General features: G+C 31.0%; 18 protein-coding genes and 1 other RNA gene. 2 read left to right on the top strand and 17 right to left on the bottom strand.

Features of this window, described 5'->3' with window-relative positions; genetic code table 11:
- Window positions 1-38 precede the first annotated feature (38 nt).
- The 7 genes from B2S02_RS08165 to B2S02_RS08195 form a co-directional block, all read right to left on the bottom strand.
- Window positions 39-479: a helix-turn-helix domain-containing protein gene (locus B2S02_RS08165; protein WP_414632890.1), complete on the bottom strand. Its 441-nt coding sequence runs from the start codon at window positions 477-479 to the stop codon at window positions 39-41.
- A gap of 206 nt (window positions 480-685) precedes the next feature.
- The gene (locus tag B2S02_RS08170) at window positions 686-1576 is read right to left on the bottom strand and encodes a YitT family protein (RefSeq protein WP_346878455.1); all 891 of its coding nucleotides are present in this window, start codon (window positions 1574-1576) and stop codon (window positions 686-688) included.
- 386 nt (window positions 1577-1962) lie between these two features.
- Window positions 1963-4320, bottom strand: a complete 2358-nt coding sequence (locus tag B2S02_RS08175) for an ABC transporter permease (protein WP_346878454.1) — start codon at window positions 4318-4320, stop codon at window positions 1963-1965.
- Entirely contained in the window at window positions 4320-5078 is a 759-nt protein-coding gene (locus tag B2S02_RS08180) for an ABC transporter ATP-binding protein (RefSeq protein WP_346878453.1), read from the bottom strand. Before B2S02_RS08180 ends, B2S02_RS08175 begins: the two co-directional genes overlap by 1 nt.
- Before the next feature lie 125 nt (window positions 5079-5203).
- Entirely contained in the window at window positions 5204-6493 is a 1290-nt protein-coding gene (locus B2S02_RS08185) for a HAMP domain-containing sensor histidine kinase (RefSeq protein WP_346920530.1), read from the bottom strand.
- Window positions 6459-7151, bottom strand: coding sequence for a response regulator transcription factor (locus B2S02_RS08190; protein WP_346878451.1), 693 nt, complete (start codon window positions 7149-7151; stop codon window positions 6459-6461). The genes B2S02_RS08185 and B2S02_RS08190 overlap by 35 nt, the downstream gene beginning before the upstream one ends.
- Window positions 7152-7462: 311 nt before the next feature.
- Complete coding sequence (locus tag B2S02_RS08195) at window positions 7463-8008, bottom strand: hypothetical protein (RefSeq protein ID WP_346878450.1); 546 nt, start codon at window positions 8006-8008, stop codon at window positions 7463-7465.
- A gap of 295 nt (window positions 8009-8303) precedes the next feature.
- Here B2S02_RS08195 and B2S02_RS08200 point away from each other — a divergent pair, with 295 nt between their 5' ends.
- Window positions 8304-8714, top strand: a complete 411-nt coding sequence (locus B2S02_RS08200) for a hypothetical protein (protein ID WP_346920531.1) — start codon at window positions 8304-8306, stop codon at window positions 8712-8714.
- 80 nt (window positions 8715-8794) lie between these two features.
- Here the strand turns inward: B2S02_RS08200 and B2S02_RS08205 are convergent, their stop codons facing one another.
- From B2S02_RS08205 to smpB, 6 genes are all read right to left on the bottom strand, one after another.
- Window positions 8795-9721, bottom strand: coding sequence for a radical SAM protein (locus B2S02_RS08205; RefSeq protein ID WP_346920532.1), 927 nt, complete (start codon window positions 9719-9721; stop codon window positions 8795-8797).
- The gene (locus B2S02_RS08210) at window positions 9708-10049 is read right to left on the bottom strand and encodes a MazG nucleotide pyrophosphohydrolase domain-containing protein (RefSeq protein ID WP_346920533.1); all 342 of its coding nucleotides are present in this window, start codon (window positions 10047-10049) and stop codon (window positions 9708-9710) included. The genes B2S02_RS08205 and B2S02_RS08210 overlap by 14 nt, the downstream gene beginning before the upstream one ends.
- A 2-nt stretch (window positions 10050-10051) precedes the next feature.
- Window positions 10052-11776, bottom strand: coding sequence for a metallophosphoesterase (locus B2S02_RS08215; protein ID WP_346920534.1), 1725 nt, complete (start codon window positions 11774-11776; stop codon window positions 10052-10054).
- Window positions 11777-12156: 380 nt separating this feature from the next.
- Window positions 12157-12491: a transfer-messenger RNA gene (gene ssrA, locus B2S02_RS08220) on the bottom strand.
- A 237-nt stretch (window positions 12492-12728) separates the two neighbouring features.
- Window positions 12729-13340, bottom strand: coding sequence for a histidine phosphatase family protein (locus B2S02_RS08225; protein WP_346920535.1), 612 nt, complete (start codon window positions 13338-13340; stop codon window positions 12729-12731).
- A 126-nt stretch (window positions 13341-13466) separates the two neighbouring features.
- Window positions 13467-13934: an SsrA-binding protein SmpB gene (gene smpB, locus B2S02_RS08230; protein ID WP_346920536.1), complete on the bottom strand. Its 468-nt coding sequence runs from the start codon at window positions 13932-13934 to the stop codon at window positions 13467-13469.
- 342 nt (window positions 13935-14276) lie between these two features.
- Here smpB and B2S02_RS08235 point away from each other — a divergent pair, with 342 nt between their 5' ends.
- Window positions 14277-14501: a hypothetical protein gene (locus tag B2S02_RS08235; protein WP_346920537.1), complete on the top strand. Its 225-nt coding sequence runs from the start codon at window positions 14277-14279 to the stop codon at window positions 14499-14501.
- A 572-nt stretch (window positions 14502-15073) separates the two neighbouring features.
- On the opposite strand, the gene B2S02_RS08240 is transcribed toward B2S02_RS08235, so the two are convergent.
- The 4 genes from B2S02_RS08240 to B2S02_RS08255 form a co-directional block, all read right to left on the bottom strand.
- The gene (locus B2S02_RS08240) at window positions 15074-16240 is read right to left on the bottom strand and encodes an iron-containing alcohol dehydrogenase (RefSeq protein WP_035131319.1); all 1167 of its coding nucleotides are present in this window, start codon (window positions 16238-16240) and stop codon (window positions 15074-15076) included.
- 316 nt (window positions 16241-16556) lie between these two features.
- Window positions 16557-18734, bottom strand: a complete 2178-nt coding sequence (gene rnr / locus B2S02_RS08245) for a ribonuclease R (RefSeq protein ID WP_346920538.1) — start codon at window positions 18732-18734, stop codon at window positions 16557-16559.
- Between the two features lie 578 nt (window positions 18735-19312).
- The gene (locus tag B2S02_RS08250) at window positions 19313-20029 is read right to left on the bottom strand and encodes a pseudouridine synthase (protein ID WP_346920539.1); all 717 of its coding nucleotides are present in this window, start codon (window positions 20027-20029) and stop codon (window positions 19313-19315) included.
- Window positions 20030-20501: 472 nt separating this feature from the next.
- Complete coding sequence (locus B2S02_RS08255; RefSeq protein ID WP_346920540.1) at window positions 20502-21344, bottom strand: lytic transglycosylase domain-containing protein; 843 nt, start codon at window positions 21342-21344, stop codon at window positions 20502-20504.
- Window positions 21345-21353: the final 9 nt, after the last annotated feature.

The raw sequence follows: 21353 nt of genomic DNA on the forward strand, positions 1-21353 counted from the left end.
TTATAATCCTCCCCTTTTAACCCCTCTGCTTAAAACTATTACTCCTTAGTTACCACACCAATTTGTCCTACAAAATTTATAAGGTCACGTTGATGTACAATGGCAATTCCCCTATCTTCATCTCCTAATATTAATAAATTATCACCAGACTTAATATTAAATAGCTCCCTAGCTTTTTTAGGAATAACAATCTGACCACGTTCTCCAACCACAACGGATCCAAAGAAATGTTTTCCCTTAGGTGGTACAACAACACCTGAATCTTCTTCTGAATGATTAACTAAATCATCCATAGTAACGTTATACAACTTTGCAAGAGCAATACAACTATTTATATCTGGAGTTGACTCTCCATTTTCCCATTTAGCAACAGCTTGCCTAGAAACATTAATCTTCTCAGCCACATCCTCCTGGGTATATTGATTGATTTTCCTTAATCTTTTCAAATTTATATTAATCATATTTATCATACCTTTCATATTTATTATATTTTTCTTACCCTTCAATGTCTATCAACTAGCATTAACATTCATGTATATATTTATAATGAAATTATAACTTCATTACTCCTATAAGTAGTAGATATACAGAAGAATTACTTTCCAAGAAAAAATTTTATAAGAACTCATTAATTTAAAAATAGCTACATAAGTTTAAACTTACATAGCTATAATTATTAATGATTTTATTTGTTTTCCAATAATACTTTTGGTTTGCTTTTGATTCCCTTTATTCCAAGATTACCATAGATTTCGCTAACTGTTCCTGCGGTAATAAATGCATCAATTTGTTCTTTTTTAATAAATTCCATAAGATAAGAAAATTCATTTCGTGTCATTAAACTTTCAATTTCATACTTGCCCTCAGCTTCTAATCCACCTTTAATTGGATATAGTGTTGCTCCACGCTTCATATCTTCTATTATAAATTTACGAATTAACTGATAATCATTAGAGATAACACAAACCCTTTTTCTAGAATTAAATCCTATCATAAAGTGCTCTAATATTAATCCATTGAGATAAGTTCCAATCAATCCTATGATTACTGTTCTTACATCATACACAAAAATTGCGGTACAACAAATAATTGCTCCTGCAATAGTAACTGATGAACCTAAATCAACGTGAAAATATTTGTTTACAATTTTGGCTATAATGTCTAGACCACCTGTTGATGCATTACGTCTAAATAAAATTGCTTGGGAAAAACTCAAAATTAACACAAAACATATAAGATCTAACCACTGATCCTGCATCAATGATTGGCTCATTGGCCATAACTTTTCTAGTATGGCAAGGAGCGGTGACAAAATCAAAGCTGAATATACAGTTTTAATGCCAAATTCTTTCCCAATAAGAAAGTAAGATAAAATTAATAAAAATGAATTTATAATAAAAATTAATACCGGCAATGGAATGGATGTAAGTAAATTAATTACTATTGATAAGCCAGTAATAGATCCAACAATTAATTTACTTGGAATCAAAAAGAAATGTACAGCTAATGCTCCAATAAACATACCTAATGTTAATATAGGTATTTCCTTAATAAAAGATTTTACCCTTTCCCCCATTTTATCTCTCCTCAACCTTTAAGCTAACCGTTTATTTTCAAATACGATTAGTTTATTATAATATAATTAATAAAATCGTTTACATGATTAATTTTAACATAAATACCTATATTTCGAAATAATAAATTTAACTTTTTTTAAAAATTTCAATTAATATTTTAAAGAATAAAATAATTAATTTTATTTTATAATTGGGAATTTTAATAAAACACTTTTAAAAAGGAGAGTAGATAGATTTGTGAAAACACAAATTTACCTGCTCTCCCTTTTAACTATTTAAATTAAGTTGGTACTTTAATATTTCTCAAAGTACTAAAAATGTATTAATTAAATTAAAACTATTAAAATTCTAAAAAAACCTGAGAACATCACAAATCACTATGATATTATTCACTTACTAGTCCATATGCAGTAATCTTACGTATGCGATAGGTTACAAGCATAGAAATTGCATAGGATACTATTACTATACCAACATCGAACAACATACTCCATAGAGGGGTTACAATAAAATTTACCTTCATTAAGCCCATAGCCTTCATGGGAACTGCCATTATTGCATTGGTTTGAGTCATTCCTAACAAACTTCCTAGGCACACTCCTGTAATAATCGGAGGCAAGAATCCCATGGAAAGCTGGTGCATAAGCTGCAGAGTTGTGAACCCAAGTGCTTTTTGTATGCCAAGGTCATGCTTCTTCCTAATCACTGAAGAATTAATAACAAAATATAAAACAAGCATAACCACAAATATTGTAACTACTAATATGCTAATACCAACCTTGGATATTATACCTGTGTAAAGACCTATCCCCTGTTGAACCTCTTTGTCCAAATCAACTACTTTAAGAAAATCATCTCCATAAAGTTTATCAATTTCCATTTTAAATTCTGAAGATTTAATATCCTTATCAAGATATATTTGCAAGTCCCGCTGCTTAAACTCTTGATTAAGACTTAAAATACCATCGCTCCTAATATAAGCAATATTAAATTTACCCATATAGGACCCTTGGCAATAACCGGTTATAATATACTCACTCTGTTTATCATTGACCTTCAAAATAATACTATCACCTATGTTCTTTTTCACTCTTTCAGCCAAATATCCTGAAATTGCAACTTCATTGCTGTGAAGTGGGTATCTACCCTCATAAATAGTATTGGTTTCTTTCATAGAATAGTCATCCATTACATATGTAGCTACTTCGTAGCTATCTGAGTTCATCATTACTATATCAAGAAACTGAGCCTTTCGTACTCCCTTCATATTTTTGATATTTTCAACCACAGATGTATTATCTACAATAGGATTACAAACTGCAATAACACTAGACAATTCAACACCTGGAATTTCTTTAAAGATTTTTGTGTCTATTACTGAGTTATAAAACATACTTAATGCAAAGGTACCTGCAAAGGAAACAACTAGGAATATCATACCTATCATTAGGCTCTGTTTCATGTTCTGTAACATTAACTTTATAGATAAAACAAAGGGAAGACTTCCCCTTGATTTGTGAAGGGGCATATAGTTCTTTCGGAAACTATGAGTTATTATTCCGCCCCTTAATGCTACAATTGGATTCAGCCTGTTAATACGACTTGAAGATATGAAGGAAACCAATATCACCACCAACAATATAACAAACAAGGAAATACTGCTAATCATACCGTCAAACCCCTGCACCCACATAAGACCCGACTGATGTGCAAAAACCTTTGATATTGCAGGAGTTGCCAGGTAAGACAGTGTTATACCCATCATGCTTCCAACCAAGGCAATTAATGAAAACTGTATAGTGATTGATGATATTATTTGCCTACTGGTGTAACCAACTGCCTTTAATGAACCTATCTTAGTCATATCCTCCTCTATGCTATTCTCAATTCTAAACCTTACAACAATAAGACATACAACAACGATTATTGCAGCAAAGACCATCATCATTACGGAAACAATGTTTGCCATAATTGAACGAGATAATCTCACAACTCCCTTATCTAAACTGAAAAATATGCTTACGTCATCAGTTAGTATATTAAGGTTTTCCTCCTTTATTATCTCCTTTATTCCATTTTCAACATCCATATTATTCTTTCTTAAATCAGCAAAAATAAGTGACGCTTTATATTTTACTCCTAGCTTTTCAACAACCCTATCATAGGTATCACTAGGTAAGTAAACCCCCATAACCACTGTATCTAGTGAACTGAAAAATATATCTTCTGTAAATCCTTTAATGGTAAAAGTCATGTCTACATCCTCAAAACTCACCTTAAGTTTATCATTCACTTTATATCCCCCATCAATATTCATTACATAGGGTAGGTATATGGACATTGAGTCAGGAGATTCATGCTCTCCAACGAATTCCCATTTTGAAAAATCTCTCTTCTGGTCTACATCATTAATGAGAAAATTAAATTCACGGTTATCATTGTTGTAAGGAATGGTTCCTTTTGCCAATAATGAACTTACCTTTTGACTCCTTTTAATATCATCATTGCTTTTGATGTATTCACTCACCCTTTCACTATACAAACTTTCCGGCATTAAATAATATTCATCAGAAGAATTTAGCTCCTCAGTTACCTTTTCAAAGTAGCTTCCGAAATTTACAAACACCAGAAGTCCTAGATTAAGTAGCATCGCTGCAATGATAAACATGAAAAGAATGGATACTGTATGCCCCTTGGTTTTCTTTATATTTGCAAAACTCAGCATTAATATCTTTCTCAACATTACCACCCCATTTCATTGAGAAATCCTTGGAGTTTGTTATGACGCTCCTTGTCCCCACTGACATAGCTTCCTAGGTCACATACTCCCTTAATAGCACCATCACGCATATATAAAATGCGATTTCCACGCCTTGCGGATTTCAAATCGTGAGTAACCATGATTATGCTTTGACCACCTCTATTCACTTCAGTTAAAACATCTAAGGCTGCCTGTCCTGCCGAAGAATTAAGTGCTCCCGTAGGTTCATCTGCGAAGACCACCTTGGGATTATTAATTAATGCCCTTACAATAGCGGCACGCTGAGCCTCGCCTCCAGATAATTGTGATGGAAACTTACTCCATATGATTTCAGTTAGTCCCACTTGTGTAAGAAGATCCTTTGCCCTATCTGCAATTGCCTTTCTATCACTACTTATAAGGAGACCGCTTACAAGGATATTATCCAGTATGCTCATATTATCCATAAGAAACATTTGTTGAAAAACAAAACCGCAGTTTAATCTTCTAAAAATTGCAAGCTTATCATTTGATAGCTTTGAAATTTCATTTCCCCCAAACTTTATAGAACCGAGAGTTGGTTTATCCATTCCTGACAGGGCATAAAGTAGTGTTGACTTTCCTGCACCAGAGGAGCCCATGATTACTGTAAAATCCCCCTGATATATTTCAATATCAAGGTTCTTAAGTACATGCTGTTGCATTCCACCGTTTGAAAATGTCTTGCAGAGCTTATTTGTTGATATAATAACATTCCCCATGATAACATCCCTTTCAATAAAAAAATAAGACTGTTTTACTTACAGTCCTATTATAGTTGAAAATTCCTTAACAGGTCTTTACCCAATCCTTAACTAATCCTTAAATCTTTTAAGTTCTTAAATTTTTAGGCAATTAAAAGTTTTAACAACACAGTGAATCCATCAACTGAGTTTTCACAGTAAATGTCTCCCTCCATTTTTTCCATCATATACTTAGAAATATAAAGTCCTAATCCAGTGCCTCCCTTTTCCTTAGAATTTTTAGCCCTATAGAACTTATTAAATATCAGAGGCAGCTCCTCCTCAGAAACTCCTCTACCATAATCCTTAAATCCTATCTCAAGGTATTTACCCTTAATAACCGAAGAAACATAAATAGATGTCCCTGCGTATTTATATGAATTACTGATTATATTGTCAACAACCTGGGATAACCTTAACCCATCTACTAAAATTATACACTCAGCAATGCCTCCAACATTTGCTTTATAATTATAATCTGCCGCCCTAATCAAATCATACAGAACCTGACTAGATTGCTCAGTAACTATAACCTTTAGCTCCTGCAATTCCTCTAGTGTGGCGCTGAACATATTTGTTATTAATGTATTTATCTGATCAGCCTTTGAATTAATTATATCCAGCTGCCTCCTCTGGTTTTCATCGGAAGTCTTTACATTCATAACTTCAGTAACAGCCTTTATTGACGCCACTGGGGTTTTGATATCATGACTTAGTGAAGCAACAAGTTCTTTTTTACTTTGATTAGCAAGCCTTTCATTTTCCCTTGCCTTATTAAGCTCCTCCCTCATGAGGTCAAAGCTTTCTGTAAATGCACCGAAGAAATTATTTTTGTCCATATCTAGAGGCATATCTAAATTCCCCTCTGCAACATGTCGTGCAAAGCCCTGAAGTTTTCTAAAGGGATATAGAATACACCTGTCAATAAAAACTAAATATAAGCTGCAAAATACTGCAGCAACTATTACTACACAAAGGGTAAAAATAAGAAGTAAATTTCTAAATTTTATCCATTCATTATTTGTATTATTATATATTATTACTTTTCCAAGTACCTTATCCTGAGATTTCACATCAACTATAGTGTCCCTATTACGTATTGCTGAACTTAAATCATTATTTAACCCACTTCTTGTAGCTTTGATAAAACGATTTTCATTGTCCAGTACTACGTAATCTATTTTATAGCTCAAACATGGCAACTCTGCATATTCCAGACTGTCCCATTCCTTTGCAAGAGACTGAGCAATATCATTTACCTTAGGCACTTCAATTTCAATTTTTCCTTTATAGTTAAACGCAAAAAATGTGAGGCTTGTACAAGTTAAAAGAACAATGATACATATAACTACTATTCTTTTAATGTTCATATGAAGCTCCCATCTCAAAGACATATCCAGTGCCCCAAACAGTTTTGATATACTGGGGTTCATTAGGATTTTCCTCAATCTTCTCACGAAGTCTTCTTATATGTACATTCAAGGTTCCTTCCCCTGTAATTGCATCGCCCCATACCTTTTGAAAAAGCTCATCTTTTGAAATGGTTCGGTTTTTGTTTTTAACCAAATATGATAACAATCTATATTCCATTGATTTTAATTTTACTTCCCTACCATCTACCATAAGCTTTTCCATATCTAAATCAATAGAAAATCTACCAAAACTTACGGTACTGGCATAGTTAGACTTATACCTTTTTAAAACAGTTTTAACCTTTGCCATCAGTATATTTAGAGAATATGGCTTTTGAATATAATCATCTCCACCAATGTTTAATGCCAAAAGGACATCATCATCACTTGTTCTAGCACTGATAAATAAAATTGGTGTATCCATCGTCGTTCTCAATTCTTTGCAAATTTCAAAGCCTGAGGATTGTCCTAGATTGATATCCAGCAATATTAAATCAACCTTATTCTTCAATAAAAAATCAAAACATGCTGTTTTATCTGATACCCAAAAGGTTTTTACACCGAACATGTTGAAAAACTCACAGGTACTTTGAGACAGTGCCTCCTCATCATCTACTATTAAGCAATCATATCTTGGCATTTAGCTTTCCTCCATAAATACTATATTTTTTTATGTATTTAAAACAAACTTAACATAAAAATATTCTTATCCACACCTCTTGTAACTTTTCAAAGTAATAATCCACAGTTCTCACTTCAGCTGTTAACATTTTTCCTCCACCACTATAGGTCTAAAAGTAAAAAATACCTTGTAAAAATGTAAGTATATTAGACCTATTAGACTAAAGAAATGCAAATAAAAACCCTACTATCTGTAAAGTTAGATAGCAAGGTATTATACTCTAAACAGCTAGTTTACCTGCCATAGCTTTCATCAGGTGAAGTATTCATTCAATCTTCTTTCTTTAACCTTCTCTCCTTTTTTAACTCTTTAAAAATGTTAAATAATTGAATAACACCAATAATTATCATTCCTATAGATGTTAAGATAAATATTGCTATGGAAAATAACGCAAAATATCTAACATATGAAAGTTCAGATAATAATGTAATAGCAACAAAAATAAAGAATGCTACCAGTGAAACTATTGCTGTTATTTGCATACTATTAAGAATTTTATCCATGTAATCTTTTGAAGGCTTTTCTTTATAGTTTAAGGTCTCCAATTCCTTTGAAATCTCTTGCCAATTCTTTTTAAAATCATTTCTTTCCTTCACATACCAATACCAATTAATAATAGTCCATATGGTTGTTATTACTGTAAGAATTATTGTAACAGTTGGATCTTTAATTTCTCTTTCTATAAAATATCTAAAGATAAGGTTTAATGGTGGTCCAGAACATATAATTGTGTTCCAAATTGGCCAATAAAGGTCCGGTTTTAGAGCTTCCTTTAATTCTCTAACTATTTCTAATTCATCATCATCTTGAATCATTTGCTTTTTAATCTCCTAAATTCATAATTTCTGAAACACATAAGAGCTGTCACAAAACAGATATATTTTGTAATTCTCTTTAAATTATTTCAGCATATTTTACAATAACGACCTGATTCCATTATATAGTATTTGGTTAATTTAGTATATAAATACTATGCACTTCATTGTATAATTTACAGTATATTACTTTAGTTATATTCTTAACGATCTATTACCATAAAGATTATTACCTATTTGATTTATTTCTGATAATATTGAGAAACCAGTAAATACTATCTATAGAGGTGGTTAAATGACAGAAATAGAAAAAGCCTATATAGCTGGAATAATCGATGGAGAAGGAAGTATTATGTTACAGCGGTTTCATACAAATCAATATCCTGCTCCTTGCGTATCAATAGCCTCCACTACTATAGAATTATTAACTTGGCTAAAAGACACCATTGGATATGGAGTAATAATAAAGAAAAAAAATTATAACCCTGAAAAACATAAATTATCTTATTCATTTGTAATTAAGCAGAATAATGCTATTAAATTACTAGAAGATATTTACCCTTACTTAATTATAGAATCTAAAAGAAAACGTGCAGAAATGATAATAACACAATATAAAGCTCTTACCCCTAGGAATGGCAGGTATACAGAAGAACAGCTTGCTAAAAAAGAAAGCTTTTATAAGGAATTTATTAATGTAAAATAGCTACATCATATTTATGTAGCTATTTGTTACTGGTGGAGGTGAAGCATTAGTTTTGATACCCTCGAAACATTTTTATAATTTTATTTTAATGGATTTAAGCATAACTCATTATATTTACTGCAACTTCTCTTATAGTTTTCTATTAAATTTAATTGAGAAATATGTCCAATTCTAAATCTTTCATCACTCTTAGTACATGCACATGGATATACATTTCCATTTAACTCAACATACAATACATTAGTTCCACCTTGACACTTATAAGCCCCCTCAAATGGCCTACATGGAATTTCATTTGGAAATCCTGAAATACTTATTTTAATATTATATTTATCAATATTATTAATAATATTTTTTATTACATTATTTTGATATTTATAGTCAACACCTATTTCATACCAATTATCAATAGCACTTCCACTCTTAACTAATCTAAGTATTCTTATCTCATCTACTCCTACTTTTTCTAAATCTTTTATTATCTTCTGTATTCGTTCTATATTGTATCTATTCAATACTAAATGCACTTTTACAATTATTCCAGCACTAATAAAATTTTTAATAGTATCAAGAGTATATTTTAAAGATTCCTCCATATTAGTTATTTTGGCATGTATTTTTTCATTTAAATCATATATTGATATATAACAAGTTGACAAACCAGCTAATTTATAATAATTGGCTTTTTCCTTTGAAATTGAGTTTATCCTACCGTCATTAGTAATTAATCCACATGTAAAAACCCCTATATTTAGTGATTCCCTATATTTTTTTAATTCTTTAATATATTTAATTGTAGTATCATCAATTAAAGGTTCTCCACCTGTAAAAAATATATGAATAGGGTCATTAATTATATCAACTATACCTTTAATTTCTTTCAATCCATAGCTACAGCAGTCTCCCATCCTAATTCTCTTAGAAGAACAATGTTTACAATTTAACAAACATTTATTCTGAATTTCAAAATGTACCTCATTAAACACTTTTGCTTCACCTCTCTTCATATTTTTTAAATCTTTTATTATTCTTTTTCATCTTATTTAAATAAACGTTTTCCAAATCTATATCTAATTGATATATTAACTTTATAACATATATAAACATATCAATAACTTCTTCTGATAATTCTTCTCTAACTTGATCTAAAGTATGATCACCTCTTATTACTTTTTTAACAAGGTTAGATGCTTCACCAAATTCTCCAACCATACAAAGTAATAGATATTCTAATGTCTCAATATTATTCTGAGTTATTTTTTCATTCCATTTGAACTTGCTCGAATGCTTCTCATCAAATTTTTCTTGATATTTTATAAACTCATCTATGTTCATTATTACTCCTCCATTAATTTTCTAAATTCATTAATAACTATTTGAATTTGTTTCTCTACTTTTTTCTCCTCTTCATCAATTTCTATATAATTAGATGTACTTTCTCTTAATCCCTTAAGTTTAATCATATACTCTTTTAATACCTGTATACTTCTATAAATATTTTTTGAATAAGTTTCACCATCATGTAAGTTATAATTTTTTATACACCTCTCTAATCTTTCTATTCCATCTAAATGCACCACCGTCTCCGATAATTCATGTTTGTTCTGAAGTAAATCTATTATTTTAATTATATCTTTCTTCATTACAATAAACATAAGCGCTGCCTCTTCAATCATATCTATATCTGCTTTTCTAAAACAACTAAATTTTTCTCTATATTGCGCTTTAAAAGAAATTATATTAATGTTTAAAACCGATATTTCTCTAATTTTCTCACTTATTTTTTTACACATTACATAAACTTCAGATAAGTTTATTTTCAAAAAATTATTTACCTCTAGAGCCCTTAAGTACAAAGTAATATATAACTCATCTTTATTATCCTTTTCAAATCCAAATTGTATAATATCTAATGATGGTAAAAAGTTATCTCCACTTCCTACAACATCTTCTATATTTATTAACGGTATTATAGCTCTACTACTTGTTGCTTTATTTTTCAGCTCCTTGATAACATACTCTATTGGATCACTTCCCCCTTTAAACATATATTGACCATGATTATAATATAGTGAATTAGGCGGTATTTTTTCTTGCCACTCTTCCGCTATAGTTATCTGTTCTGAAAATATGCTTTGTATTTGAGAATTAAACTCATCTAATTTAATTCTTATATTCATATTTAAATTCATTATAGCTCCATATGCTTTAGTGCTTTTAACAACTTCGTCATAAACATCTATTAAGCTTTCACCATAAAATATATTCATTCTAGTTCTTGAGAATACCTCTAATACACTATATCCCGCTAAATCAAGGCTATATCTAATATTGTATACTTTATTTACTTTCCCTGACTTAATTTCTATAAGATTAAATTGATTATTTATATCCTCTATCTTTTTAAATAACGGACCTACTCCGATAACCTTACATTCATTCGAAATTGATATATCACTATACCCATGAGTATGTCCATGTAATAATCCACAAACTTTATTCTCATCTAATTCTTTTATAAGCCTATAAGCATCTCTTATAGCTGACTCATCATTTTCATACTCACTAATAAAAGTATGATGCATAATAACAAAATTATTTTCCCTGTTGCTTATTGCATCTTTTAATTGTTGCAAATCTATTTTTCCATACTTATGATCCTTATGATATGAACTATTTAACAGTACTAAGTTTATATCTCCATATTTTCTTACTACAACATTCTTACATTCATATGAATACTTTTCATCAATATACTCAGATATAAATAAATCAAATGCTTTAAAACTTCCCTCACATATATCATGGTTTCCTGGTATAAATTCTAATTTATATTTATATTCATTAAATTTTTCTTTTAAGTAGTTTATCAGAACCCCTGCATTCCTATATCCTTCTTTATTTCCTTTATCAGTTATATCTCCACATATACAAAAAATTAATAGTTCATCACTTTTAATCAGTTTAAAAACTTCTAAGTATATCTTATCAATTTTAGCTTTACATTCATTTAAATTTTGTTCAATTCCTACATGTAAATCAGCTATTTGTATTATATACATTTCCCCACCCCTTTTTTTGTATATTATCTCATAAACATGCAAAAAAATCCACGACATTTCTGTCGTGGATTTCATGGTGGAGGCGAGGGGACATATACTTCCTACATCTCTGCAGGTACTGACTATATTTTCCTCCTCTTCCAATATTCTCTTTTAAAGTTGAATACTGTATAGGACTCTTGGCGTATTATAGAAGCATAGTTTAGTTTGATATCTTCTATCCTAGTATTCCATAGATTACTCCTTAGGAACCTATAAGTCGATACACGGCTGTTGAATTTCTTCACATACCACTCGGTATTGCCGTCAGCATCATCTGTTACGGTTTCACCGATAAAGCCAAGTTTTCACTTAGAAATTACTCTCTAAGGCGACTCTTTTGAATCGAACCCCTGTCCGAAAGCCATTCCACATAAGCATCTCCGAGTGCAGTCTCTATTTTAACATTCCCTCTATAGAACCCCTAGAGACCGGGTTTCTACTTCAGTAGCTTCATAAATTCCGTTCCATGGTCAAAGCTTTCCATGGCTCGGTTCCCCACTAATCGGCGCCCTATCCTAAGCCGTGGGACTCAAAGGTAGGACGAGCAGCTATATTAAGCTGCTAATGCAAAATTGTCTTCTGCGTTTATCTTTAATCCCATAGTTTTTTAAAGCGGGCCCATGAGTTCCCTCTACTCGCTTCCTATATGTCACGTACCCCCGTCGAAACCAGTACGCCCCCATGTTAGGTAGTGGTAATTATTAGTGATTACCACGTATATTCATTATAAACAATATCAATACTTATAGCAAGTAAAGTTTTGTAAAAAGTTTTATAGTGTTTATGGACATATTTCCTTTAGATTCTACATATGGTATTTGGCAAATCTATATATGTAAAAAAAGTACCACTTTTAATGATACTTTCACAACAAATATAAGTTTATTTTATCCTATATAGGTAGCTCAAACTATTTTATATAAGACATGTCGCTTAGTATCTTTATGATGTGTTTTCCATTGTCATCTTCTATAAAATGAGAAACTCCACCTGCAAATCCAAATAAACCACAGTTATTAAGATCATCTGGTTTAAGTCCTAACCACATAGCGTTGAAAATACTTAATGTGTCCCCATGGGAAACAATGATTATATTCTCATCCTCACTGCTCATTATATCATTGTAGAAAGGCTCTAGACGATTCCAAGTTTCTCTTCTAGATTCAGCATCTGGTACACATCTATCATCAATTGTCTTTTCCCATGCTGTTTGATTTTCTCTAAGCCATTGTACACTTTTGCCTACAGCAGAACCAAGGTTACGTTCCCTTAGAGCTTCATTGAAGATGGGTTCTAAGTTTAAATGCTTTGCTACAATTTCAGCAGTCTGTTTTGCTCTTTTTAAGTCTGAAGAATACATAACATAGACACTATCTTTTGAAAGTTCTTCCTTAAGTTTTATCCCAATGTTATTTGCTTGATCTTTTCCTAGGTTAGTTAAATCCCAATCTGTCCATGAACCAATCATTCCATTGGTGTGATGCACTGATTGAGTATGTTGAATGGTAATTATTCTTTTCATCCCTTACCCCTCCCCCTATTTAAACTTCCCATACTTCATAGCAAAATTCTATTGTGCAAAGGAAACTCCTGCTCATATTCATTCCCATGAGTAGGTAACACTTGACCAAATATAAAATTTGGAGTGTTACCTATATTTCTCTTTCATTTGTCTGTCTATGTCTCTCTTAGCTGCTTTTTCTAGCATTACATCTCTCTTATCGTAATCTTTTTTACCTCTACATACTCCAAGGTTAACTTTCACTTTACCGTCTTTAAGATATAAGCTAAGTGGTATTAGAGTGTACCCCTTTTGAGCCGTGAATCCTAAAAGTTTATCTATTTCTCCTTTGTGAAGAAGTAGCTTTCTTACTCTTAGAGGATCTTTGTTAAATATGTTTCCTTGCTCATAAGGGCTTATGTGCATATTTTTTACGAAGACTTCTCCATTGTATACATCTGCATAGCTATCTCTAAGGTTTGCTTTTCCAGCTCTTATAGATTTAACTTCTGTTCCTACAAGTACTATTCCTGCTTCCATAGCTTCTTCTATAAAGTAATCGTGTCTTGCTTTTCTATTTTCTACTAAAATTTTAGTTCCTAATTTCTTTGCCATGTTTTCACCTACTTTTATGATTAATATATAATTTTCTCATTATACATGTGATTTTACTAAATTTAAAATGTATTGTATAGTATAACCTATTTTTATTATAACCTAAATTATAAATATTGTAATTATTAACCTTGAAATATATAAATTTTAACTATCTAAAAAGTTTATATCTTAAGTATAATATACAATTTAAAAATATGGAGTTTCTTCCTAAATTTTCTTTACCCATTGACTTATGTAAAATATAATATAGTTATATTACATTATAATTGTAGGTTAATATTAGTAATCCTTATTACATATTTAATATAGCCATATAATTTTGAAAAGGTGAGGTTATTTATGAATGAAAAAAATTATTTACAACTAGGTACTGTCTTTATTATATCAAGTGGATTAATATACACCATTGAAAGATTAATTTCATATTTACATTGGTATTTGTGGGTTGGCCAAAAAATCATGGACATACCCCTACCTGGAATAAATATATTTATTTATATATTTGCTCTTATAGGAATTTTCTTCTATATATTAGGATTTAGAGAAAAACAAAAAAACAAATAAAATATCACTATATATTTCTGTGATAACTTATAATAATTCAATTTCACTAATTTACATGTTTTTAGCTTTTTATGTTTTTATGTTCTTATGTTCTTCCACAGCTAATACCTTGATATCACTGCATTTAAACCCTCTAGGGAACATCTACATCTTAACTATTTAAAATTTTAAAAAAATATATATATGAAACTTTTTAAATAGATCTATAGTTATATAGTAAACTATTTACCTATATAACTATATAACTAGGTAACTATTTAACTAGTTGTTGGCGCTGTGGGGGTTTCAGGGATTTCCTCATAAGTTTGGAGTAGAACTTAGAAGAGCTGTCTCACGGTAGAATTTTTTAAATTCTACTTTGAGACAGCTCTTCCAAGTTGATTTGATTTGATTTGATTTGATGAATTATATAAGGATATTTTTTAAATCTGCTGTACCTTAGTTCAACAGAATTAATAACATAATATAAGAAACCCCACTTTTCAGTGGAGTTTCTTCCACTAACTAAAATTAATTATTGTCTCTCTCTATTGCAATTAATCCCCTTTTTACCATGTTGCAATGACTAAATCCTACAATTCTACTTTGTTACCATAGTAAGTGCATTCAAATAGTCTTTCCATTGTTTTGTCGTCTATTTCTCTTGGGTTTGAGCCTGTGCATGCATCAAGTACTGCATTGTGAGCTATGAACTCAAGATTTGCTTTGAAGTCTTCTTCGGTAACACCGTATTCCTTCATTGAGTGAGGAATACTTAGTTTTGTATTTAAGTCATTGATCATTTCTATTAATGAATCAGTTAATTCTGAATCTGTATTTCCATTTAATTTTAACATTCTAGCTATGTCCGCATATCTATCTTCACATTTAGTTCTGTTGTACTGAATTACATATGGAAGGAAGATTGCATTTGCACATCCATGAGGAATGTGGAATACTGCTCCTGTTTTATGAGCCATGGAGTGAACTATTCCTAGTAGTGCATTTGAGAATGCCATTCCTGCAAGGCATTGAGCCTCGTGCATTAAGTTTCTTGATTTTTCACATCCATTATAAGAATCTATTAAGTGTTCTTTTACCATTTCAATTGCTTTTAATGCTAATGGATCTGAAAAGTTTGATCTTAGTGATGCTGTGTATGCTTCTATAGCATGAGTTAAAGCATCCATTCCAGTATGAGCAACTAGAGTCTTTGGCATTGTTTGTGCAAGTGCTGGATCTATTATTGCTATATCTGGTGTTATATTGAAATCAGCTAATGGATATTTAATCTTAGCTTTGTAATCAGTAATTACAGAGAATGCTGTAACTTCTGTAGCTGTACCACTAGTTGATGGTATTGCAACGAATTTTGCTTTTTGTCTTAATTCTGGTAGTCCAAATGGAATAACTGCTTGTTCAAAAGTAAATTCTGGGTATTCGTAGAATATCCACATTGCTTTTGCTGCATCTATTGGAGATCCTCCACCTATAGAAACTATCCAATCTGGCTCAAAGCTTCTCATAGCTTCTGCACCTTTCATAACTGTTTCTACTGATGGGTCTGGTTCTACCCCTTCAAATAATTCAACTTCCATACCTGCTTCTTTTAGGTAGTCTTCAACCTTTTGCAAGAATCCGAATCTCTTCATAGATCCGCCACCAACAACTACGAAAGCTCTCTTCCCTTTTAAAGTTTTCAGAGTTTCTAACGCTCCTTCTCCATGATATATATCTCTTGGTAATGTAAAACGTGCCATAATATGAACCTCCCTAATACAAACTTTAAATTTTGTTATTTATTTAACATTTATAATTTTAGTATACCACCTTTTTCTAAAAATGCTAGTACTTTGTTAAAAATTTATCTGATTTGTTTAATTTTTTAACAATCTTTTTTTGATTTTCACGCTCTGCTATGTAAAATTATCCTATATTTTTATTTGTTTCCCTTAATTTATAGCAAATTACATAAAAAAGAAGAGATAAAATCATATTTAATTTAATAAATAAAATTTTATCTCTTCTTATATAATGTTAAATTTTTATCCTTATAGTTTTCTTCTTAACTATATTTTACTCTCCGAAAATTAAATCATCAATGTCTAGGGACATTTCTTCTTCCTCTTCTTCTACTTGTGGTTTAACTATTTCAAAGTAAATGTCGTGGGCATCTATGTCAACCTTAGAGCAAACTACCTTAACTTCATCTCCTAGTCTGTAGATATTCTTAGTTCTCTCACCAACTAAAGCTAGATGCTTTTCATCATAGATATAGTAGTCATCATGAAGCTCACTAATATGAACTAAACCTTCTATGGTGTTAGGAAGTTCAACGAACATACCAAAGCTAGTTACAGAGGATATGATTCCTTCGAATTCTTCTCCAATCTTATCCATCATGTATTCAGCTTTCTTTAAATCATCTACTTCACGTTCTGCATCCACAGCCATTCTTTCTGTGTCAGAGGACTGTTTTGAAGCGTCTATTACAAAGGTTCTTAATCTCTTCTCTCTCTTAGAATTTAATCCTTCGTTTATCATTTCCTTTATAATTCTATGAATTACTAGGTCAGGATATCTTCTTATTGGAGATGTGAAGTGACAATAGTATTTAGCAGCAAGACCAAAGTGTCCTACACATAAATGGGAATATTTTGCCTTCATCATAGATCTTAAAAGTAAGGTACTAACTACTGTTTCTTCCTTCTTGCCTTTAACCTTTTCTAGAATCTTCTGAAGATCCCTTGGATGAATCTCATCTTCTTTAAATCTTACATGATATCCTAAGTTATATACGAATTCGCTGAAGTGTAATAACTTCTCCATATCTGGGTCTTCGTGAACTCTATAAACAAATGGTGCATTAAGCCAGAAGAAGTGCTCTGCTACAGTTTCATTACAGATTAGCATAAATTCTTCTATTATTCTATTGGCAATGGCTCTTTCACGAGGTAGGATATCTATTGGTTTACCAGTGTCATCTAGGATTATTCTACATTCTTCAAAGTCAAAATCTATAGCACCTCTTGATAATCTCTTCTTATTTAAGAGCTCAAATAATCTACCCATGTTCTTAAAGTCTTCATGAAGGTGTTTAAATTTTTCTATAGTTTCAGCATCTTCATCTCTAAGAATCTTAGTTACATCAGTATAGGTCATTCTTTCATTAGTTTTTATTACACTTTCAAAGATATCATGATCTACTACTTTTCCTGTAGAATCAATTTCCATAAAGCAACTAAGAGCAAGTCTATCTACCTTTGGATTTAAGCTACATACTCCATTGGATAGTTTTCTAGGTAGCATTGGAATTACTCTATCAATTAGGTATACAGAGGTACCTCTTTTAAAGGCTTCCTTATCAAGGACATTATTTTCTCTTACATAGTGTGATACGTCTGCAATATGAACTCCTAGCTTGAAGTTTCCATTTTTCAGAACTTCTACTGAAACAGCATCATCTAGGTCCTTTGCATCTTCTCCATCTATGGTAACCATGGTCACATCTCTAAGATCTCTTCTTCTGTCTATTTCACTTTGAGGAACCATATCTTCTATTCTTTCTGCATATTCCTCTACCTGTAATGGGAATTCTTCAGGAAGATTGTGCTTTCTAATTATAGTTAGGATATCTATTCCCTTATCTCCTTTTTCTCCTAGGATTTCAATGATCTTTCCTTCTGGATTTCTTCTTTTCTCTGGCCAGCTAGTGATTTCTACCACTACTATTTGACCTGACTTTGCTCCATTTCTATCATTTTTAGAAATGAATACGTCTTGACCTATCTTTTTATCATCTGGTACAACGAATCCAAAGTTTTTACTATCTTCATAGGTTCCAACTAGTTTTTTATTCTTTCTTTCAACAATTCTGATAATTTCTCCTTCAGATTTCTTACCGTTGTTTTCATCTTTTAATACTTTAACTAATACTACGTCATTGTTCATGGCACTATTTACATTACTTGCAGGGATAAATATATCTGGTCTATCTTCTTCTACAATTACAAAACCAAAACCCTTTTGGTGAGCAGCAAAAACCCCTTTAATTATACCCATTCTCTCTGGAATTCCATATAGCTCTGCTCTATTTTTTATTATTTCTCCATCTTTCTCCATTTCATTTAATAGGTTTAAAAACTCTTTAGACTCTTTTTTACCTATACCAAATATTTTAGACAACTCTTTTAAACTCATCGGTTTATAAGCTTTTTCTTTCATAAAGCTTACAAGTACTTCTCTTATATTCATAATGCACTTCCTTTCATACTTCTCTCATCTTTACGTAATATATCCTCTTAATACATACTATTTTTTATATAATGCCTACCATCTCTAAAACTCTCGCCGAAGCTAAGAACTCTGTTTATAATTAGTATACCTATTTACTATTATTGCTCTATTAAATCAATGTTATGTGTTTTTTACATTAGATATTTACATATTATATAGTTTACAGTATATGCTATATAATTTCTATATTTACCTTCTTAAACATGTGTTTTCCAAAAATAAATTCTATTACAAGAAAAAACCCATCGGGGGTAACCAATGGGTTTTTTCCTTGCAATAATATACAATTATATTCGACATAAAATAACTTGTATAACCCTTGGGGTTAGGTTATACGTATAAATAAAAAGGGGTTATTTATTCTATTTATATATATATTATATATATTATTTTATAAATTTTCAAGTAAATTTATAATAAAAAATATAAACTAATTGTTAATATTTATACCTTATCTATATTTTTTGTATATTTTCTACACAATACACCAAATTACCTTTTAAATTCAATTTAATGTATATACAGTTAATAAATCCCTATAAGTTGTTTAATACTTCAATTTCTTCTTTAGTAAGCTCCCTATATTCGCCTTCTTCTAAGGTTTCATCCAGTTCCATAGGACCAAATTTAACTCTTTTTAGATATACAACAGACTTATCTAAAGCTTCAAACATTCTTTTAACTTGATGGAACTTACCTTCCTGTATTGTAACTAAAACTTCAGAACCATCTTCTGTAGAAGAAATAATTTCTAACTTTCCTGGCATACACTTATAACCATCATCTATTACAATACCTTTTTTAAAACTTTCAGCATCTTTTTCATTTACAGGCTTATCTATTTCTGCATAATAAACCTTATCTACATGGTTTTTAGGAGCGATTAACTTATGATTTAAAGCTCCATCATTAGTAAGCAATAAGAAGCCTACAGTGTCCTTATCTAATCTTCCCACTGGAAATGGCTCAAAAACTTGATATTCTGGATCTAATAAATCTATAACAGTCTCATCATAATTATCAAAGGTTGCACTTACAACTCCTGCTGGCTTATTTAAAAGTAGGTAAACATACTTTCTATACATTACCCTTTCTCCATTTACCTCAATAACTGCAGTCTCTGGATCAACCTTAGTTGAACTGTCCTTTATAACCTCTCCATCAACAACAACCTCTCCATTTTTACAACTAACCTTAACTTCCTTACGACTTCCATAGCCTAAATTTCCTAAAATTTTATCTAAACGTTCCATATCATACCATCCTTTATTAATAGTTTGTTTATATATTAACTCATTATTTAACTTTAATTATTATTAGCCAAAGTCCATTTTAACATTACTTTAAAAATAAATCTAATATTTTAAACTAATTACACTATATAACAAGGCTATTTAATAATTATTCACTTATCTTTATAAAATGTTGAGCCTGTACTTTAATATTATTGTTAGCGAATGCCATTTGAATAAGTAAGAATCTAAATCTTTGATTTAGATATTCGAACTTAGTTCTTCTAATTTATTAGAAGAACCTCCTAAAACATTTCTTTACTTAGGATTTATGAATGGTAAAATCGTTAAGCAACACAACTTGTTTGAGTGCATACGAGTTGTTGTGTTGTAGATTTTACCTTGAATAAATCCTCTAGTAAATCAATGCTTCGAAACGGCTGAGCGTCAATAATATAAGTACAGGCTCAACATTAGCTTAAGATTTAGTTAATTATATTAAATTATTTATCTTCACTAAATAATTTTTTGTTTCTGATGGTAGTTTGTAAAAATCACTGGAATTATTTATTCCTCTAGATGCCATATTTCCTGGTCCAAAGTTATATGCTGCTAGGGCCATGTTTAGGTCATAATTATAGGTTTTAAGATAATCCTTTATGTGTCTTGTACCTGCATCAATATTTTGCTCTATGTTAAAAGGATCATTAACTCCATAGTGCTCTATGTTGCAAGGCATTAACTGCATTAATCCTTTAGCTCCTGCAGGAGATACTGCATTAGGATTAAAGTTTGATTCTGTTTTAATTATAGCTCTTATTAAATTCGCATTTACTCCATATTTAGTTGAAGCATCTGCTATGGCTTTTTCAATTCTTTCAGAGTCAGTACCTGTAGCACTTACCACTGTGGAAGGTGTTACTCCTCCTATAGCTCTTACAATGACATTGCTGATATCATTTATACCATTAGAAGTACTATTATAAGCTCTATTATTTTGATCTATTCCCTGCTGAGTTTGTCTCTCTTTTTCACCCATGGCCTTTAGTAAAGATGCCATGATTAAACTAAATCCACCAGTGCTTGAAGAAGTGTTGCTGTTTGAACCTCCACCAAAGCTTCCTGACATTAAACCTAAGCTCATCAGTCCAGTAAGGGCATCACTGCCAGTACCAGAACTTAAGGTATCGTTGAGAATACCTAGTCCATTAACATATTGATTTTGAGTAATTCCATTGTTTACTGAACCTATACTACTATTAGTATTTCCATTTGTAGCTATGCTGTTTATATAGTTATTTATTCCACCATAAACACTACCCACATCGTAACTCATTACTTCATC

This window comes from Clostridium sp. UBA7339, from assembly GCF_002470865.1.
Classification (GTDB): Bacteria; Bacillota; Clostridia; order Clostridiales; family Clostridiaceae; genus Clostridium_J; species Clostridium_J sulfidigenes.

What these genes read in the sequence shown, in the direction of transcription:
- B2S02_RS08165 (WP_414632890.1), bottom strand. Translation starts at nt 479, where the DNA reads ATGAAAGGTATGATAAATATGATTAATATAAATTTGAAAAGATTAAGG.
- B2S02_RS08185 (WP_346920530.1), bottom strand. Translation starts at nt 6,493, where the DNA reads ATGTCTTTGAGATGGGAGCTTCATATGAACATTAAAAGAATAGTAGTT.
- B2S02_RS08180 (WP_346878453.1), bottom strand. Translation starts at nt 5,078, where the DNA reads ATGGGGAATGTTATTATATCAACAAATAAGCTCTGCAAGACATTTTCA.
- B2S02_RS08255 (WP_346920540.1), bottom strand. Translation starts at nt 21,344, where the DNA reads ATGAGTTACGATGTGGGTAGTGTTTATGGTGGAATAAATAACTATATA.
- smpB (WP_346920536.1), bottom strand. Translation starts at nt 13,934, where the DNA reads ATGGCAAAGAAATTAGGAACTAAAATTTTAGTAGAAAATAGAAAAGCA.
- rnr (WP_346920538.1), bottom strand. Translation starts at nt 18,734, where the DNA reads ATGAATATAAGAGAAGTACTTGTAAGCTTTATGAAAGAAAAAGCTTAT.
- B2S02_RS08225 (WP_346920535.1), bottom strand. Translation starts at nt 13,340, where the DNA reads ATGAAAAGAATAATTACCATTCAACATACTCAATCAGTGCATCACACC.
- B2S02_RS08200 (WP_346920531.1), top strand. Translation starts at nt 8,304, where the DNA reads ATGACAGAAATAGAAAAAGCCTATATAGCTGGAATAATCGATGGAGAA.
- B2S02_RS08250 (WP_346920539.1), bottom strand. Translation starts at nt 20,029, where the DNA reads ATGGAACGTTTAGATAAAATTTTAGGAAATTTAGGCTATGGAAGTCGT.
- B2S02_RS08170 (WP_346878455.1), bottom strand. Translation starts at nt 1,576, where the DNA reads ATGGGGGAAAGGGTAAAATCTTTTATTAAGGAAATACCTATATTAACA.
- B2S02_RS08175 (WP_346878454.1), bottom strand. Translation starts at nt 4,320, where the DNA reads ATGTTGAGAAAGATATTAATGCTGAGTTTTGCAAATATAAAGAAAACC.
- B2S02_RS08240 (WP_035131319.1), bottom strand. Translation starts at nt 16,240, where the DNA reads ATGGCACGTTTTACATTACCAAGAGATATATATCATGGAGAAGGAGCG.
- B2S02_RS08195 (WP_346878450.1), bottom strand. Translation starts at nt 8,008, where the DNA reads ATGATTCAAGATGATGATGAATTAGAAATAGTTAGAGAATTAAAGGAA.
- B2S02_RS08190 (WP_346878451.1), bottom strand. Translation starts at nt 7,151, where the DNA reads ATGCCAAGATATGATTGCTTAATAGTAGATGATGAGGAGGCACTGTCT.
- B2S02_RS08210 (WP_346920533.1), bottom strand. Translation starts at nt 10,049, where the DNA reads ATGAACATAGATGAGTTTATAAAATATCAAGAAAAATTTGATGAGAAG.
- B2S02_RS08235 (WP_346920537.1), top strand. Translation starts at nt 14,277, where the DNA reads ATGAATGAAAAAAATTATTTACAACTAGGTACTGTCTTTATTATATCA.
- B2S02_RS08205 (WP_346920532.1), bottom strand. Translation starts at nt 9,721, where the DNA reads ATGAAGAGAGGTGAAGCAAAAGTGTTTAATGAGGTACATTTTGAAATT.
- B2S02_RS08215 (WP_346920534.1), bottom strand. Translation starts at nt 11,776, where the DNA reads ATGTATATAATACAAATAGCTGATTTACATGTAGGAATTGAACAAAAT.